The following is an 18145-nucleotide window of genomic DNA, read 5'->3' on the forward strand; positions in this document are numbered from 1 at the left end:
GCTGTCCTGCTTTTTTGCAGTTAGAGGCATGTCAATACCTCAACTTTGATATTTAATAGCTTAAACAATACACAATAAGCTATTTCTCTGAATCACACAAGAAGAGCAACTGGAGAATCTCTCCAGTTGCATAGCGTATTGATAGTTTACTTTATAACGTATGGAAGTAATCCCAAAAAACGAGCACGTTTGATAGCGCTAGCTAATTCACGCTGTTTTTTCTGACTAACAGCAGTAATCCGTGAAGGAACAATCTTTCCACGTTCGGAAATATAACGCTGTAACAACTTAATATCTTTATAATCAATTTTTGGAGCATTTGCTCCTGAAAAAGGACATGTTTTGCGACGACGATGAAAGGGGCGACGTGCAGAGTTTTGATTAGTATCGTTCATAATTCTACCCCTTCTATAGCATTTTCACGTTGACGACGTGGGAGACGAGGGCGCTCTCCATCGTGACCAGTGTGACCATTGCGATCAAGGTGTGAGAGCATCGCAGATTTTTCTTTTTCGTGTTTTTCTACACGAATGGTCATGTAACGCAAAATATCCTCATTGATACGCATTTGACGCTCCATTTCAGCAATTGCAGGAGGTGGTGCGTCAATATTGACTAATACATAATAAGCCTTACGGTTTTTACGAATACGGTACGCAAGAGGACGAAGTCCCCAATTTTCCACACGCCCAACTTTTCCACCATGCGCTTCAATAACACCTTTGTAAAGACTCAAAAGTTCATCAACTTGCTGTGGTGCAATATCTTGTCGGGCAAGGAACATATGTTCATAGAGAACCATTGTTTTGCCTTTCTTCAATTAAATATCACCGGTTTTAGCGCAAAGCCTCTGCGACTTGTCTTTTTGGGAAATCCAAATAAGAAAGGACGCGTTTGCAATTCGAGACATCTCAGAGCAGAGACACGGGAGGCCGGAAACATTGTATTCCCTACTGATATTTTACAGCCCTCCGTTCAACCTCCAGCTAAAGTGCCGGCAATGAGCGTTTCACATTTACAGGTTATCTTTTAAAATAGCAAGTTTACGCACATAAAAAAATTGATTTATTAAATCTTGATATATTTCCTTCTTTGACGAAGAGATGGCTCTGTAATACGATAGAGATGGCTCTGTAATACGATAATGGGAGAGAAGAATGGATTTTTTAAATCAGGTTGATGTTACACTCTTTGAAATATTTGTTGGCAGTCATCAATCTTGGTCTATTTTAGTTTTATTTAGTATTTTTTGTGCAAAGTTTTTAATTTACATTATTCCTCTCCATCTTTGTGCATTATGGTTTTGCGGTAGAGAGAGGGAGCGCTGTGTCGTGTTAAGCATTTGCATAAGCATTTGTGTTGCTCTTTTTATAGGTTATCTTATTTCTCTTTTTTATTTTCATCCGCGCCCATTCGTTGTAGGTTTAGCAACACCGCTGATTAAACATCGTGCAACAGCTTCTTTTCCGAGTAATCATGCCTTGACCATTGCATCTTATACAGCTAACTTTTATTTTTACCGATACAAAGTTGCTTTTAAGTTTTCCGTGGTGTTTTTATTCTTGATTTGTTGGGCACGGGTCTTTGTGGGTGTACATTATCCCTTTGATATTGTGGCAGGTATCATTTTAGGAAGTTTTATAAGTCTGAGTGTTATTCAGTTTATCGCTCCCTATTTTCCTAAGTTTTTATATAAAATTCCGCCTTTAAAGTATAATTTTAAAAGAGATATTCATTCTAAATAAAGGACTTTATCTTGATTTGTGTAGATGAATAAGGTCAAAAGAAAATAATTTAATTGCACAATTTAGGAGTCGATTAATGGGTGCAGCTTTTATTTTTCCAGGGCAGGGGAGCCAACTTGTTGGTATGGGGAAGGCGCTTGCAGAGCAATTTATTGCGGCGCGGATGGTTTTCGAAGAAGTTGATGATGCTTTGGGTGAGAAATTATCAGAAATCATTTTTGAAGGACCAGCAGATGTTTTAACGTTAACAGCCAATGCACAACCAGCATTAATGGCTGTATCTATGGCTGTCATTCGTGTGATGGAGCAATTAGGGCTTCATATAGAAAAAAAAGTAAGGTTTGTTGCTGGTCATTCTTTAGGTGAATATTCAGCTCTTTGTGCTGTTGGTACATTTAGTCTCATAGATACGGCAAGGCTTTTGCGTATTCGTGGCAATGCCATGCAGGCTGCTGTTGCGGTTGGTGAAGGGGCTATGGCAGCACTTATCGGTTTGGAAGAGCAAGTTGTGGAAGAAATTTGCGAAACTGTTTTTAGCGAAGGGCTATGTCAAGTTGCCAATGATAATGGTGGTGGGCAAATTGTTATTTCAGGCGAAGTAAAAGCGGTGGAGATGGCGGTAGAGATTGCATCAACAAAAGGTGCAAAACGTGCATTTCTGCTTCCGGTTTCTGCACCTTTTCATTCGTCTTTAATGCAGCCTGCTGCTGATGCCATGAAGAAAGCACTTTTGACTGTTAACAAAAAGGCGCCTATTATTCCTTTAATTGCCAATGTTTCTGTGGCACCAGAAAGTGATCCAGAGCGTATTGCTACTCTTCTTGTTCAACAAGTGACGGGGAGAGTACGATGGCGTGAAACAATAGAATGGTTCGGTGCTAGTGGGATTGATACGCTTTTTGAGGTTGGTTCTGGAAAAGTATTAACAGGTTTAACGCGTCGTATTAACAAGGATATAAAGGGGATAACAATTGGAACGGTTGATGAAATAGAATCAGCGTTAGGGACGCTTAGCGTTTAATCTATAAGGAGTTTAAAAAATGTTTAAATTAACAGGACGTAAAGCTCTTATAACGGGGGCATCAGGAGGAATTGGTGAGGAAATTGCACGTTGTTTCCATGAACAAGGAGCCATTGTTGGACTGCATGGAACACGTGAAGACAAGCTTAAAGAAGTGTCAGCGGAATTAGGAAAGAATGCTTTTGTATTTCCCGCTAACCTTTCTGAACGCCAATCAATTAAACAATTGGCTGAAGTTGCAGAAAGAGAAATGAGTGGTGTCGATATTTTGGTTAACAATGCGGGAGTCACACGAGACGGTCTTTTTGTGCGTATGCAAGATAAAGACTGGAATGATGTTTTAGAAGTTAACTTAACAGCTGCTTCTCTTTTAACCCGTGAATTAATACATTCTATGATGCGCCGTCGTTATGGAAGAATTATTAATATTACATCTGTTGTTGGTGTTGTGGGAAATCCTGGACAAACGAATTATTGTGCTTCAAAAGCAGGTTTGATAGGTTTTTCTAAAGCATTAGCACAAGAAATTGCTTCCCGAAACATTACTGTCAATTGTATTGCTCCAGGATTTATTAAATCTGCAATGACAGATAAGCTTAACGAAAAGCAAAAAGAAAAAATTATGACTGCAATTCCAATGAAGCGTATGGGGAATGGGCGAGAAATAGCCACTGCGGCTGTTTATTTAGCGAGTGATGAAGCAGCATATATGACAGGCCAAACACTCCATATCAACGGTGGAATGGTAATGATTTGAGTATTTTCTTTATTCCACATTGATTTATAAACTGTATTATTTTAGATAGTAACGATTGAAATGGAAAAATTCATCTGTTTTTTAAAGATGATCGTTGATCAATTGATGTCGGAATGTCAGACTGGTTCATTTTGTAGGGGATATCCACAGGATGTTTTAAATCATTGCTAAAATCTTTTAAAGTAATGCATCTATTGCTTGATTAGATAAGCCGATATAGTTAACCAAATTATAGGAAAAATATAAATTCGAGGATTTTAACATGAGTGATACAGTAGAGCGCGTTAAGAAAATTATTGTGGAACATCTTGGGGTTAGTACTGATAAAGTTGTAGAAAATGCGAGCTTTATCGATGATTTAGGGGCTGATAGTCTTGATACGGTTGAACTCGTTATGGCTTTTGAAGAAGAATTTGGTGTCGAAATTCCAGATGAAGTTGCTGAAACGATTTTCACAGTTGGTGATGCAGTCAAGTTCATTGATAAAGCTTCTGAATGATTACTAAGGGCAAAGGCATAAATTGTTTTTGCCTGTGTCCTTCGGGGGCTCTTTTGAAAAGGGGGCTTGACAGTTGGATTCTAGTTCAAGGTTAGAAGTTATGAGACGTGTTGTTGTTACTGGTTTAGGGTTGGTATCTCCATTAGCTGGTAATGTTGAATATAGTTGGAAACGGCTTCTTGAAGGGAGAAGTGGTGTTCGGCGTATTACTGAATTTGATGTATCAGATTTGCCATGTCAGATTGCTGCGCGTATCCCCTTGGGAGATGGAACAGATGGTACCTATAATGCTGATTTGTATATGGAGCCTAAAGAGCAGCGTAAGGTGGATTCATTTATTGTTTATGCAATGGCTGCTGCTAACCAAGCGCTTTCAGATGCTGAATGGTTTCCTCAGAGCGATGAAGATCAGATTTGTACAGGGGTATTAATTGGTTCGGGAATTGGGGGGATTGAGGGCATTGTTGAAGCTGGATATACGCTTCGTGATAAAGGTCCACGTCGTATTTCTCCTTTTTTTATTCCGGGTCGTTTGATTAATCTTGCTTCTGGTTACGTGTCTATTCAATATGGTTTACGGGGACCCAATCATTCGGTTGTAACGGCTTGTTCGACAGGAGCGCATGCAATTGGTGATGCAGCACGTTTGATTATGTTGGGTGATGCAGATGTAATGGTGGCAGGGGGGACAGAATCTCCGATAAATCGTATATCTCTTGCGGGTTTTTCTGCTTGTAGAGCTCTTTCTACTTGTCGCAATGAGGATCCTGAACGAGCATCGCGTCCTTATGATATTGATCGTGATGGTTTTGTGATGGGAGAAGGAGCGGCGGTTGTTATTTTAGAAGAGCTGGAACATGCCAAAAAACGAGGAGCACGTATTTATGCTGAGGTTATTGGCTATGGTTTATCTGGTGATGCTTACCATATTACAGCGCCTTCAGAAAGTGGTGAAGGTGGGCAGCGTAGTATGATGGCTGCCCTTAAGCGTGCACAAGTGGATGTGAGTGGACTTGATTATATTAATGCTCATGGTACTTCAACGATGGCTGATTCCATAGAGCTAGCTGCTGTTGAGCGTGTTTTGGGAAATTATGCACAACAAGTTTCTATGTCATCAACAAAATCATCTATCGGGCATTTGCTTGGTGCTGCCGGTGCTGCTGAGGCTATTTTTTGTGTTTTAGCCATACGAGATAATATAGCTCCAGCGACACTTAATCTTGATAATCCATCGATTGAAACAAAAATTGATCTTGTCCCACACAAACCACGTGAGCGAAAGATTGATACAGTTCTTTCTAATTCTTTTGGATTTGGTGGGACCAATGCATCTTTGGTAATGCGGCGTTTTAGAGGATAATAGGTATTTTCATTTAATTTTTGCTTTTGAATTTTCATCTTTATTATAAGATGAATGAGAAATTATAATATTGTACTTCATTGCTATTGAGGATTTACATCCGATGTTAAAAATGGAAAATCACTAAAGAACGTAGGTAATTGCTTTTCGAAGCACTTAGCGGATAATTATAGCATGTTGACACATAAAAAGCGAAAAAAATCATCTATTGTACGTAACCCGTTGGTTATTGTCGGTCATTTTTTTCTCATGCTGATGGTGATTATTCTTTGCGGCATCAGTATTCCTCTTTACATTGGAAAAAGTATTTTTGAAGAAAAGGGAAAAATTACAGAAGAACAAGTTATTCTTATTCACCCAGGTACAGGAATTCGTGAAATTGCTTTATTGCTAGAAAAACGTGGTTTCATTCGATCATCAGACATTTTTGTTTATGGGGTTGGTTATCACCAAAAAACGAATCATCTGAAAGCTGGTGAATATTTAATTCCAGCACATGCTTCGATGCAGGATATTATGGACATTCTTGTGAAGGGAAAATCCATTGAATATACGTTTACAGTACCAGAAGGTTTAACTGTTCAGCAAGTTTTTGATCGATTAGCGGCAAATGAAATTTTAATTGGAGACCTTCCCGAGAATTTGCCTCCAGAGGGCTGCTTGATGACGGATACTGTTCGTTTTATTCGGGGAACGACGCGTAAAGAAATTGTAAATAGATTGCGTGAAGGACAGAAAAAATTAATTCACGCTATATGGGCTACACGTTCACCTGATTTACCCATTAAAACAATTGATGAATTCGTTATACTAGCCTCAATTGTTGAGAAAGAAACAGGAATTCCAGTAGAGAGGCCAATGGTTGCTGCGGTATTTTATAATCGTCTAGCAAGGCATATGCGTCTTCAATCGGATCCAACGGTAATTTATGGTCTCTTTGGAGGGAAAGGAAAGCCACCAGGGCGTGCAATTTACCGTTCAGATCTTGAGAAGGAAACACCATATAATACTTATAAAATTAATGGTCTGCCACCAACAGCTATTGCAAATCCAGGTCGAGATTCTTTGAAAGCGGTGGCACATCCACCGAGCAGTGATGCACTTTATTTTGTTGCTGATGGTTCAGGAGGGCATGTTTTTTCCCGAACCTTAGAGGAACATAATATGAATGTTCGAAAATGGCGAGAGTTCAAGGCAAAACATTAATTTATAATGATAACGCATCCTTTTACATTATAAAATAATAACTCAAAATAGAACAAGATTTTTCTATTTAAATATTTATGAGGAACTGTAAAAAATAATTTTCTTATATGTTCCAAGTGGGATTAGCGTATGGATAAAAAATATTTAAGAAAAAAGTCAATATACTGTTGATAAGTTATCTCAACGGAAGAGCAGGATAATCTTGAAAGCTGCTAAAGAAAATTAATAAAGGGCAAGATTGAGATAATGTATTATTTAAATTTTGAAGAAAAATTTATGAATAAAGTAGAGTGGTATGATGACAGTGTTTGAAAGTAAATTGAGTTCTATAAAAACAAATCAACGTCGTGGTTTTTTATTTATTCTTTCTTCACCTTCAGGTGCAGGTAAATCAACAATTTCTCGATTACTTCTAAAAGATAGACAATTAGAGCTTTCCGTCAGTGTAACCACAAGAAAGAGGCGTCCTAGTGAAGTAGATGGACTCCATTATCACTTTATTTCAAAGGAAGAATTTGAATATAAGCGTGATAGAGGTGAATTTATTGAATGGGCAGAAGTTCACGGTAATTATTATGGCACTTTACGTGAAACTGTTGAAAATGCTTTGAGTGCTGGGCATGATATGTTATTTGATATTGATTATCAAGGAACTGAGCAGCTTCAAAAAAAGATGCGAGACGACACAGTATCTGTTTTTATTCTTCCACCATCAATGAAAGAGCTTGTTTCGCGTTTATATCGTCGTGCAGAAGATAGTCAAGATATTATCAATTTACGATTGGAAAATGCACGAACGGAGTTAAAGCATTGGTGTTCTTATGATTATGTTATGGTTAATGAAGATTTAGATCAATCTTTGTCCTTTATTAAGTCAATTTATTTAGCTGAAACCGTAAAACGTGAGCGCTGTTCTTTTCTTAGCTCTTTTGTTGATGGACTTATTGCTGAAAAGATTGATAAACGCCTTTATTAAAAAAGTTTGTATAATAAAAAGTGTATTTTTTAGAGTACTAGATGCGCTAAATTTACAAATTCGGCAACTGAGAGTGTTTCAGCACGGCGTGTTCCATCAATTCCGGCTTTTTTTAACAACACTTCACCTCCAAGTGGTTTAAGGTTTTGACGAAGCATTTTCCTTCTTTGTCCAAAAGCAGTTTTTGTAACAAGGCTTAGTTTTTGTGCAGAGCAGGTAATAGGTTGTGTTCGTGGAATAATATGAACAACGGAAGAAGTTACTTTAGGCGCTGGTATGAAGGCTTGAGGAGGCACATCAAAAGCAATTTTAGCAGTGGTACGCCAGCCAGTTAAGACACTAAGACGTCCATAGTGAGCAGACTGAGGTTTGGCCGTAATCCGTTTGGCAACTTCACGTTGAAACATTAATGTCATTGATTCATAAAAAGGAGGCCATGGTTCAGCCAAAAGCCAATTTAATAAGAGTTGTGTTCCAATATTATAGGGAAGATTTGCAATAATGCGAGGTTTTTCTGGACTTGTTTTAAAGAGTTTTGAAAAATCTTGCTTCAGAGCATCATTACAAATAAGTTTTAGTTTTTGAGGATAGTGTTTTTCTATTTCTAGAAGAGCTGGTATACAGCGTTCATCGCGTTCTATTGCTGTTACAATGGCACCCTTTGCCAGCAAGGCACGAGTAAGAGCTCCAGGACCTGGACCAATTTCAATAACAGGTTTTCCTTCTATATTTCCTGCTTGATGAGCAATTTTAGATGTCAAATTAAGATCAAAAAGAAAATTTTGTCCCAAAGATTTATGTGCTTGTAATCCGTATATATCAATGACCTCACGCAGAGGAGGAAGATTATCTATTGGCATGGGTTTAAACTATTTGTTGCAAGTTTATTTGCAAGTTTAAGAGCGGCAATAAAGCTTTCAGGAGAAGCTATGCCTTTAGCAGCAATATCAAAAGCAGTTCCATGATCTGGAGATGTACGAATAAAAGGTAGACCTAATGTGACATTAACACTGGTATCAAAGCCTAATGTTTTAACAGGGATAAGGGCTTGATCATGATACATACAAAGAGCAACATCATACGTTTTTCTTGCACATTCATGGAACATTGTATCGGCAGGAATCGGGCCTATAATATTGAGTCCTTTCTTTTTAAGATATTCAATAGCGGGAGTGATAACTTCAATATCTTCTTTTCCCATTGCTCCTCCTTCTCCAGCATGAGGATTAAGACCAGCAATAGCTAGTCGGGGTGATGTTATTTTAAATCGTGTTTTTAAGTCACACTCAGTAATGAATGCCGTTTGAGTGATTAAATGATGGGTAAGCTGTGAAGGAACATCTTTGAATGGAATATGAACAGTAATTGGTACTGTTTTTAATTGAGGTCCTGCTAACATCATAACTGGATGATAAGATTTATGAAAAGCTTTATGTGCCAAATCAGCTAAAAATTCTGTATGACCTGGAAATTGAAAACCGGCATCATAAAGATTCTTTTTTGCAATAGGACAAGTGATAAGTGCATATGCCTCGCCACTTTGAATAAATTGAACACAGCGTTTAATCGCTTCAATGATTCCAGCAGCATTATCCGATGAAGGGATACCTAATTGATCACTTTGTTTGTTTTTTAACGGTATGATAGGAAGTGCATTTTGAAAGTTTTTTATGGGATTATTGATTAAAACAGGTTCCACCTCAACATCGATTTGTAAAAAGCGAGCACGCGAACGAATAACATCTGGATCAGCGAGCAACACAAAAGGTGGAATTTGACGCGTAATACGCAAATTCCACGTTTTTAGTACTATTTCAGGACCAATTCCGGCAGGATCACCACCGCTAACAACAAGAGCAGTCATTATTGAATACGTGCTATACGTCGCAGTTCTTCTAAATATTTTTCACTTAATTCTTCAAGTTTTTCCGGGCTTCTTTTTTGATTATCTTGAAGAGAGAATATCAACCGCGCGACATAATCATCAGAGATCCTTTTTATTTTGCAAACAGCAATTGCTTCAATTCCATCAGATGTCTCTTGTAATTTTGTCATTTTTCCAGCAGGTGTTGCAAGAATAGCTTGTTCCCATGCACTGGGAAGTTGGGGCTCCAAAAATTTTCCTAAGTTACGGATAGTAACGTCTAAAATACCTTTTGCTTGATTGTGAGCATTGGCACATCCACGGAAATGTGCGCGAAAATCTCTTGCTTCTCTTTGACGTCTTTCAAGGATTTCTGCACGACGATGTGCAGGAATAACAAAAATAATTCGCTGTAATGTATATTCGTTAGTTGAAGGTTTAACACCACCATTTTTTAATATTCTACGTACAGCTTCCTGCTCAGTAATCATACTAATCTGAGCTTGATAGCGCGCGTGAACAAGACGTCCCCATCCTATTTGTCCACGAATGTAATCTTTAAAGTGTTGCACAGTGATATCATTTTGGATCAGAATCTGGTTGAGCAGCTCAATCGTCATATTATTTTGTGTAGCAAAGTTTTCAAAAGCTCTATCGACTTCATCATTGCTTACTTCAATATTACGATGTTTTATTTCAATATTTCTCAGTTTTTCATCGATAAGCTCTTTTTTAGCTTGTGCCGCCAAATTGCCTTGCTTTTGTTGCAGTCTAAGAAAAGCAATGCGCCTTTGCATATCATAACTTGTGATAGGATGGCCATTAACTGTAACAACAATAGTAGTCTGTGCAAAGACCGCCGGAATCAAAAGTTCATTTATTAGCAAACTGCTTACGCACAAAAACGTAATATAAAATAAAACAAGAACGCGCTTTTTCAATTTATTCATGTAAATAGGCTTTCGCATTGTTTATTAATTCTCACCAATAGCTTAGAATATACCTTTTCTTTCATAAAAACAACGATAAGTTAAATCGCTTATACATTCTCTTTATAAATTTGAATCTATTTTTTTCCAATATCTGCAATTGTACGCAATGAAAGAGAGAAATTAAAGTTTTGTAAAGGTGTTTTTCTTCCTGGATTTGTTACTTGTTGATAACCAAATGTTAGCCCAAAACACTCATCTGTATAATTCAAGCTAATTCCTCGCTTTATAAATGTACCAGATACTAAATCATAACCGGCGTTGCTATTAATGGACCAATAGTCTGCCAGTTTAAGGCCTGTTTGAAAAGAAATTTCTTGGCGTTCTTTGGGATATTCATAAGATGGTTGGCTCGCGATATAAGCATATTGTACAGATGCCCAAAAAACTTTCCATTTTTGTGATGCTTCGATTTCACTACGGCGGACTTTTCCTGTTTTTTTGTCAAAGCGTCCACGAGTTTCTAAGGAAAAACCATTTTTATGGATTGCTCCGAACATTGCAACATAGTCTGAACGTTTTGCTTCGAGGCTAGAATGAATACCTACATTCATAAAGTCTTTTTCTGCAAAAGAATTCTTTCCTGCTAGATGAAAGGATTGTCCAATAAGACCATAAAGAGACCAATTATCATTAAAGTTTCCAGAATACCTTAAGCCTATATTGGTTCTTGTACCACCTTCTACACGATCATAACCAGAAAATTTATCTCTTTGAAAGAGAGTGGTTGCATCAAATACAAAGCTTTGAGCATCTTCATTAGGAACTTGTCCGATATATTGTTCATTGTTGCGTATAAAAATTTGTGCGGTTGGTTCTATAATATGGGTAGAATGAACGGCTGTAATGAGAAAGGGATAACGTAATTCTAATCCTGCTGTTGCCATGCCACGAATTGCTGAACCACGAATTTTGGATAATATATTGCTTTCTATAGTAGAATCATCATGATTTTCGCGTACATTAGTTGTAATGACATCGGCTCGTAAAGAGAGAAGGGGAGTTAAGATGAGTCCATTCTGCGTGTTGAAACGCTTTTTCCATAGAAGCTCGTTTGTTAAACGCAAACTATTTCCAGTCATACCAGAAAGTCTTACTAGATGATTTCCGTCCCATTCTATAGAATTGAAGTCAGCATGAGGACGATAAATTGATTGCATATTACTGTGGAAGGTAAGCTCTCCATTATAAATGGGGGTATTTGGTGTGAAAAAATAATCGATGCGCGGTAGAACCCACGCTTGCTGAGAGTGACGTTCATAAAGAGGATCATTCAGTATCGGATCTTGAACTTTAAAATGATAAAAACGCATATCAAAATGGTTTTTTCCTGCAAAACCATTCAGATAAATCTGAGAAAGCTGTATAGGATTGCTATAGTTTTCAAGTTTATAGACACGACTAAAATGACGATCGGATTGTGCAAGAATATCCCATCCATAAGTCCAGTGTGAATTAATACGAAAGTCTCCCTTTGTCGCCAGCATATAACGGTTTTTATGTTGTCCATCAATCGTATCATTCTCAAATCTATGCGGTTTCATTTGATATATATGAGCAAAGCGAATGTTATAACGGCCCGTTTTAAAACGTTGACGCCATTCCCCTTCGGTTAAAAATCCTTGTTGGGTATAAACCGTAGTAGAAAGCGTGAAATCATAATGGGGGGTGAGATTCCAGAAATAAGAATTCTTTATTCCCATACCGAGATAATCAGTATAAAAAAAATGAGGAGTAAGTAGGCCGCTAGCACGCCTAATAGTTGGATCATAGAGCTCAAAATTTGGAAATTTTATAATTGGTACCCCAAAAATTTCAAAACTGCTATTTTCAAATCGAATTTTTTTGATACTATTATTCCATATGATTTTTCTTGCTTTGATTCTCCACAAAACGTCTCTATCTGGTTTATAAGAGCAAGGTTCGCAGGCTGTATAGGTTGCATTTTCAAAAACTGTTATGTGATTATTTTTGCGTGTAGCATTTTGGGCTGCAAAGTGAACGTTATTGGCTGTATCAATACGTAAGGCATTTACAAACCCCTCGCCAAGATCTTTAGTCATATCAATTTGATTGGAATAAATTTTATTACCATCTTTTTGAGTAATTTCAACGTTACCTTGTGCTATAAGTCGTCCTGTTTTTTGATTGTAAATAATTTTTTGAGCGATAACTTTATTGCCATCATAGTCGATTTGAACATTACCTTGTGCAGAAATAGTATTTTCATCACGGTTATAGATGAGTTCATCCGCAGAAAGCAAAAGAGGATGTTCCTGATTTTGAATGTAATTGTGAGAAGGGGATCTAAAGCTTTGAGCGTGTGCACAATAAGGCAAATAACTCCCTAAAATAATCCCTATAACACTTTTAAAAGCGATAGCACTTAATTTTGTTAAAATGGTTTTTTTATGTGTTAAGGCCTTCACTTAGCTATCCTCTTTATGAAGTAAAAAAAAGATTCCCAAGAATAATGCAATAACAACAGGTGTCCAAGCTGCAATAATTGGTGGAATATAGCCAGCATTACCAAAAGCTTGAACGAGTACGAAAATAACATAAAGTATGAATCCAGCTATTACGCCACCAAGAATTAATGTTTTAGATTGTCCAGAACGCGTAAAATTTAAAGATACAGTTGCTGCAATGAGAGTCATTGCCACAAGCAATGCTGGTAATGCGATCAAAGATTGTAAATACATATCAAAATTATTAGCCGAATAGCCAAATGAACGTGCAATCATAATCTTTTTGGGTAATTGATAAAATGAGATAGTTGCTGGATTCGTTAGACGTTCCGTTAAAAATTCAGGTTTTAGATTGGTTTTTATTTGCAATACGGTAAATTTTTCAGGAGGATGCCCTATTTTATAGATTGTTCCATTTGTTAATAGCCAAGCACCATTGGTTAATGTTGCTTTTGGAGCGTTAATCCAGTTTTTGACGGTTGCATCGTCCTTATATTGTACAAAAGTTGTATCGATAAGAGAAAGTCCTTGATCGGTGATTAATTTAGCACCAATGGTTGTTCTGCCTAAATTTGTACGCTGTGTTAACCAGTGAATACGTGTATTCTGAAGAGGTGTTAGCACATTATTATTGCGCCATTCAGTCATCATTTTTTCTGCTTGAGAAAATCCCCATGCAGCAAGTGGATTAATGAGAAGAATTGACAATAATCCCAAAAGTAAGGCTCCTAAACAAGCTGGCGTAAGAAATTGCCATGCAGAGACACCGATTGAACGAGTCACTACAAGCTCAAGTTTTTTGTTAAGTGAGATAAGCGTTGTCATTGCAGAAAAGAGTGCAATAAAAGGGATAAGTTGTTGCATGATAAAAGGAATACGTAAAACAGAGAGAAGAAATGCATCTTTTGCTGTATAATGCGGAACGGATGATAGCCTACCGGAATTTTCTGTAAAATCAATTAAAAGAGCAAGAACAAAAATGCTCCCCCAGAAATAACAAGTTGTTTTAAGGTAACGTATAAAAAAATATCGTCCAAGTGTCCACCCAATCATGATATTTCATCCGGAAAATCTTGAGATTTTTTATGTTCAAATTTGTTCATTATTTTTTGAAAAACGATTTGAATAACCTCATTAATTTTTGTGGGGAGGCCAATTTTGTGATTCGTTAAAAGCATAAAAAAGGCAAATATACTTGTTCCTATGGGCGTGATGTAAAGGAGCGGAACGTATGCAAGATCGTTTTTGGCTTTTTCGGCGAAAAAATACCCTATCCAATACACCAGCGAAGAAAGGGCAATAGCCGAGAAATTTGCGGAATGACGTGCTTGCCGATGTGAGCATACATTTCCTACCGCTGCTAATGCAATAAGTGAAAAAACGATTGGGTAGAGCCATTGTGTTAGTCTGCGGTGAAATTCGGCTTTATATTGGAGAGGTTTTCGTTGATAGTAGGGATCTGTGGGATCAGGATTTTGTAAATAAGAAAGAGACCGATCTTTTGGATAAAGTATAGGTGTTTTATCACTGGGGATAAACTGCTCTAAGCTAAAGGTATATGAGCTAAATTGAACGATTGAAACGCTGTTATTTTGATGATTAACTCTTTCTATTTCACCGTTATTAAGGATTAAAAAGCGACCGTTTTGATTGCTTACAATGGATGCTTTTGTTGCATAATAGAAAAGATCAGTCTTAGGGTCCCGCTGGTCGACAATGAAAAGACGTTCAAGGATTCCGTTTGGATTTCGTTCGCCAATTTCTATATAAAGGTTATTGGCGAGTTTTTGAAAGCTCCCTTCACTGATGAAAAGATTAATAAGATCGAAATGGGCGCTTGCTAGCATGTGTCGCATGTGAAGACGCGCTTGAGGAACAACAAAGTTAGCTATAGAAAATGAGATACATGATGCAACAATCGCAAGCAGAAGAATAGGTTTCCAAACGGTACTTTTAGGAAAACCAGAAGCATTGATGACAGCAAGTTCTGAGTCTTGATTCATTGCTGAAAGAATGGTGATAATTGCGATCACTAATGCAAATGGAATGACAAGAAAAATAACAGAAGGAACCAATGAAAGTGAAAATTGTAAAACAGTAAGGAGTGTTTGTTTACTTGTTGTGAGGAAGTTTATCTTTGCAAGAATCTGTACCGTCCAACTAATGCCCACTGCCGCAATCATGACAGAACTAAATAAAAAAAAGACGCGTTTCAGGATATAGAACTCAATAATATACATATAATTGGGGAATATTCTCAGTCTTTAAAATTAGACAGCAAATATTTTATATTGCTTTCAGTTAAAATGTAATAAAATTTTAAAAAATATTCTTCTATGGATTGCACCTTTTTACCAAATAAATGCTATAAAATAGCCTATTAAGTTTTCTCTATTTTTCCATGCATTATATTTTGTTTTCAAGTATAGTACAAGGAATCTAGAAAGTAACGTAAAAAAAACTTCTTTATTAATGTATAAACTAACAGTTTTTTGTCTTTTAAAGATATACATAAAAAGATAGTATATTTTAATCGAAAAAGAAGTTTGTATCTTGCATTATTCCCTTTGTATTGGAGATATAGAAGTTTTTCTAAAGAGATGTTAGCTTTTTATTAAGGAGTAGTGAGGGTTTAAAGAGTTGGATATTTTATTCTATCATTTGACGCAGTCAACGCTAAAAGATATTTTGCCAACGCTTGTCGAGCGTGCATTGGCTCGTTTTGGTAAAGTAACAATACAATGTGTGAGTAAAGAACAACGCGATTCCATAGATATCCATTTATGGGTTTATTCTGATGTCTCATTTATTGGACATGGAACTGAATGTGATCAATATTCAAACTTTCAGCCTGTATTTCTTACTACAGGACAAGAAAATCCGAATGATTCCAAGATTCGTTTTCTCATAGAGGGGGCTGTTTGCTCGGATATTGATGCTTATCAACGGCTTGTTGTGATATTTGATGGTAGCAGTGTTGAACAGTTGAATCTTGTTCGTGCACAGTGGAAAAAATATAAAATGGAAAATCATAATTTAACGTATTGGCAACAGACTGAAGATCGTTGTTGGGAAAAACGGGTTTAATGCGTCTTGTATCTGTCATTCTGATTTTTATAGGATTAGTAGGAATAGTAAATCCAGCACTTTTTATTGCTGAAGGATTAGGGGGAGGACGTTGGATTTTTATTGTGATTTTCCTTTTAGGTCTTTTAAAGATATGGCCTGTAATAAGAAAAGCAAAACGGTGTGATAGTGATTATTGATCGAATTTTGCTTGTTTTATGGGCTGTGATGTCGGCTTTTTTTTGCGTTTCGTGGTTAGGGACAACGCATATTCTATCACAAATGTTTTCTGTTGCTTATATGAACTATATTGCAGATTTTTTATTTTTCTTTTTGAGCGCATTATTTTCGGGAATATTGTGGTGGAAAATACCTCAACCCATGTCTTTAAAAATGAAACTGGCAGCATTTTTGCTGCCAGTATTTATTTTATTCTTCTTTATTATATTTTAGTTAGATATTTCATCATCTGTAAATCCAATGAAGCAAATCAGTGAAATAAAAGAAGCAAGAAGCAAATAATAGCCGATATAAGATATACCAAAATGTTGGACTAGATATTCGGCAATATATGGCGCAAAAGATGCTCCTACAATACCAGCTAAGTTGAAAGTGATAGAAGAACCAGTATATCGAATTGTTGTTGGGTATGGTGAAGCTAAAACAGCACCAAGAGGACTGTATATCATCCCCATGATAGACAAACCAATGACAGACATTGCAAGGACTCCTATAACTCCAGAATTTAAGAAATAGGGAATTGCGAAAGAGTAAATACCGGTGATGATTGTAACCCAAATCATCAAAGTTCTACGTCTAATCCGATCAGCAAGTCTTCCTGTAATGACAGTAAAAATTCCACAGAAAATAGCACCGATAATTTCGACTTGAAGAGCTTGATAATATGACAATTGCAAATGGTTTGTTGAATAGCTTAATAAATATGCGGTGACCAAGTAAAACAAAACAAATGTTGCCATACCAGAAAATACTCCAAGAAATAAGATTCGTGGACATTTTAAAAAGACATCGATGATAGGAACTTTAACACGCTCTTTACTTTCAAGATTTTTTTTGAATTGAACAGTTTCATTGATTGAAAGACGAACCCATAATCCTATAATCATAAAAACAATTGAAGCAATGAAAGGAATGCGCCATCCCCAAGCTACGAGTGTATCAGGATCAAAGAAGTGTAACAGACCTAAATAAACAGCAATGGATAAAAATAAACCGATTGGAACGCCCAATTGGGGGAACATAGCGTACCAACCACGCTTTTCTGGAGGTGCATTTTCTGTTGCAAGTAAAACAGCTCCTCCCCATTCTCCTCCTAGCCCTATTCCCTGTCCAATACGGCACAAGGCTAACAGGAAAGGGGCAAACCAGCCAGCTGTTTCATACGTAGGAAGAAAACCAATAATAACTGTTGAAATCCCCATTGTGAGTAGAGAAGCGATAAGAGTTGCTTTTCGTCCAATTTTATCTCCAAAATGTCCAAAAATAATTGATCCTAAAGGGCGGGCAAAAAAAGCTGTTCCAAAGATCAGGAAAGATTGTAAAATGGCAACTTGATCATTTTGTGTTGGAAAAAACACACGAGGAAATATGATAGCTGCGGCAGTGACAAAGACATAGAAATCAAAATATTCAATTGTTGGGCCGATAAGGCTTGCAAACAAAATACGACGATGGGAATTTCTGTTGCTTGTACCTTGCATTTCTAAATTTATAGACATGAATAGAATGTCCCTTTCAGTATATGACAAAATATGACAAATCGAATATAACTTAACAAACTATAATTATAAAAATTTCAAATCAGTGTCGAGTCGATATTATGATATTTCTTAATATATCAGAACAATAATAATGAACTTATGAACATCAATAAGTGTTTTAGGGATTATCAAATTGAATAAAATAAAGAAACTATTTTAAATGCTGTAAAAGATGGCAATATGGGAACATCAAGGCTGCTCTTATTTATGGTGCTGTTTCTTTGTTTAGTATCTAAAAAATATTAAAAATTTTTTTTATGAATATAATTAAAACACTTTTTAAGTGTATTGTTAAAAACTAAATCTTTTAGTTGTGTATTATTTTAAAACACATGATGTATATTTGATCTGTTGAGCTTAATTATCGAATGCTTTGTTATCTCTTAAAAAAGATAAGATTGAGCCATTAC

General features: G+C 36.6%; 19 protein-coding genes. 10 read left to right on the plus strand and 9 right to left on the minus strand.

Annotation, left to right across the window (positions count from 1 at the left end):
* Window positions 1-146: 146 nt before the first annotated feature.
* A complete protein-coding gene (gene rpsR / locus MCY_RS03870) occupies window positions 147-395 on the minus strand; it encodes a 30S ribosomal protein S18 (protein ID WP_007347066.1) in 249 nt (82 codons plus the stop codon).
* Window positions 392-802 (minus strand): 30S ribosomal protein S6, encoded by a 411-nt coding sequence (rpsF, locus tag MCY_RS03875; protein WP_007347067.1) that lies wholly within the window; start codon window positions 800-802, stop codon window positions 392-394. Before rpsF ends, rpsR begins: the two co-directional genes overlap by 4 nt.
* A 355-nt stretch (window positions 803-1157) precedes the next feature.
* On the opposite strand from rpsF, the gene MCY_RS03885 reads away from it, so the two are divergent.
* From MCY_RS03885 to gmk, 7 genes are all read left to right on the plus strand, one after another.
* The gene (locus MCY_RS03885) at window positions 1158-1745 is read left to right on the plus strand and encodes an undecaprenyl-diphosphatase (RefSeq protein ID WP_007347068.1); all 588 of its coding nucleotides are present in this window, start codon (window positions 1158-1160) and stop codon (window positions 1743-1745) included.
* 76 nt (window positions 1746-1821) lie between these two features.
* Window positions 1822-2766, plus strand: a complete 945-nt coding sequence (gene fabD / locus MCY_RS03890) for an ACP S-malonyltransferase (protein WP_007347069.1) — start codon at window positions 1822-1824, stop codon at window positions 2764-2766.
* A 19-nt stretch (window positions 2767-2785) separates the two neighbouring features.
* Window positions 2786-3523 (plus strand): 3-oxoacyl-[acyl-carrier-protein] reductase, encoded by a 738-nt coding sequence (gene fabG, locus MCY_RS03895; protein ID WP_007347070.1) that lies wholly within the window; start codon window positions 2786-2788, stop codon window positions 3521-3523.
* Window positions 3524-3785: 262 nt separating this feature from the next.
* A complete protein-coding gene (locus MCY_RS03900) occupies window positions 3786-4022 on the plus strand; it encodes an acyl carrier protein (protein ID WP_007347071.1) in 237 nt (78 codons plus the stop codon).
* Window positions 4023-4122: 100 nt separating this feature from the next.
* Window positions 4123-5385 (plus strand): beta-ketoacyl-ACP synthase II, encoded by a 1263-nt coding sequence (gene fabF / locus MCY_RS03905; protein ID WP_007347072.1) that lies wholly within the window; start codon window positions 4123-4125, stop codon window positions 5383-5385.
* A 174-nt stretch (window positions 5386-5559) separates the two neighbouring features.
* Window positions 5560-6591, plus strand: a complete 1032-nt coding sequence (mltG, locus tag MCY_RS03910) for an endolytic transglycosylase MltG (protein ID WP_007347073.1) — start codon at window positions 5560-5562, stop codon at window positions 6589-6591.
* A 298-nt stretch (window positions 6592-6889) separates the two neighbouring features.
* Window positions 6890-7567, plus strand: coding sequence for a guanylate kinase (gmk, locus tag MCY_RS03915; protein WP_007347074.1), 678 nt, complete (start codon window positions 6890-6892; stop codon window positions 7565-7567).
* 29 nt (window positions 7568-7596) lie between these two features.
* On the opposite strand, the gene rsmA is transcribed toward gmk, so the two are convergent.
* The 6 genes from rsmA to lptF all read right to left on the minus strand — a co-directional run bounded on the left by rsmA (window position 7597) and on the right by lptF (window position 15128).
* A complete protein-coding gene (gene rsmA / locus MCY_RS03920; RefSeq protein ID WP_007347075.1) occupies window positions 7597-8427 on the minus strand; it encodes a 16S rRNA (adenine(1518)-N(6)/adenine(1519)-N(6))-dimethyltransferase RsmA in 831 nt (276 codons plus the stop codon).
* Complete coding sequence (gene pdxA, locus MCY_RS03925) at window positions 8418-9431, minus strand: 4-hydroxythreonine-4-phosphate dehydrogenase PdxA (RefSeq protein ID WP_007347076.1); 1014 nt, start codon at window positions 9429-9431, stop codon at window positions 8418-8420. The genes rsmA and pdxA overlap by 10 nt, the downstream gene beginning before the upstream one ends.
* Window positions 9431-10381 carry a SurA N-terminal domain-containing protein gene (locus MCY_RS03930; protein WP_026088003.1) on the minus strand — a complete coding sequence of 317 codons (951 nt, stop codon included), beginning with the start codon at window positions 10379-10381 and terminating at the stop codon, window positions 9431-9433. The genes pdxA and MCY_RS03930 overlap by 1 nt, the downstream gene beginning before the upstream one ends.
* A 116-nt stretch (window positions 10382-10497) precedes the next feature.
* On the minus strand, window positions 10498-12849 hold the full coding sequence (locus MCY_RS03935) for an LPS-assembly protein LptD (RefSeq protein ID WP_007347078.1): 2352 nt from the start codon (window positions 12847-12849) through the stop codon (window positions 10498-10500).
* A complete protein-coding gene (lptG, locus tag MCY_RS03940) occupies window positions 12850-13941 on the minus strand; it encodes an LPS export ABC transporter permease LptG (protein ID WP_007347079.1) in 1092 nt (363 codons plus the stop codon).
* Complete coding sequence (lptF, locus tag MCY_RS03945) at window positions 13938-15128, minus strand: LPS export ABC transporter permease LptF (RefSeq protein WP_007347080.1); 1191 nt, start codon at window positions 15126-15128, stop codon at window positions 13938-13940. The genes lptG and lptF overlap by 4 nt, the downstream gene beginning before the upstream one ends.
* 400 nt (window positions 15129-15528) lie before the next feature.
* Here lptF and MCY_RS03950 point away from each other — a divergent pair, with 400 nt between their 5' ends.
* From MCY_RS03950 to MCY_RS09965, 3 genes are read left to right on the plus strand one after another with little or no spacing between them, the layout of a single operon-like run.
* Entirely contained in the window at window positions 15529-15975 is a 447-nt protein-coding gene (locus tag MCY_RS03950) for a DNA polymerase III subunit chi (RefSeq protein WP_007347081.1), read from the plus strand.
* Window positions 15975-16154 carry a hypothetical protein gene (locus MCY_RS03955; protein ID WP_007347082.1) on the plus strand — a complete coding sequence of 60 codons (180 nt, stop codon included), beginning with the start codon at window positions 15975-15977 and terminating at the stop codon, window positions 16152-16154. Before MCY_RS03950 ends, MCY_RS03955 begins: the two co-directional genes overlap by 1 nt.
* Window positions 16144-16407 (plus strand): hypothetical protein, encoded by a 264-nt coding sequence (locus tag MCY_RS09965; RefSeq protein ID WP_019224340.1) that lies wholly within the window; start codon window positions 16144-16146, stop codon window positions 16405-16407. The genes MCY_RS03955 and MCY_RS09965 overlap by 11 nt, the downstream gene beginning before the upstream one ends.
* Here the strand turns inward: MCY_RS09965 and MCY_RS03965 are convergent.
* The gene (locus tag MCY_RS03965) at window positions 16404-17693 is read right to left on the minus strand and encodes an MFS transporter (RefSeq protein ID WP_007347083.1); all 1290 of its coding nucleotides are present in this window, start codon (window positions 17691-17693) and stop codon (window positions 16404-16406) included. The two genes, MCY_RS09965 and MCY_RS03965, sit on opposite strands and share 4 nt — an antisense overlap.
* Between the last annotated feature and the right edge of the window lie 452 nt (window positions 17694-18145).

It is taken from the genome of Bartonella rattimassiliensis 15908, from assembly GCF_000278215.1.
Classification (GTDB): domain Bacteria; phylum Pseudomonadota; class Alphaproteobacteria; order Rhizobiales; family Rhizobiaceae; genus Bartonella; species Bartonella rattimassiliensis.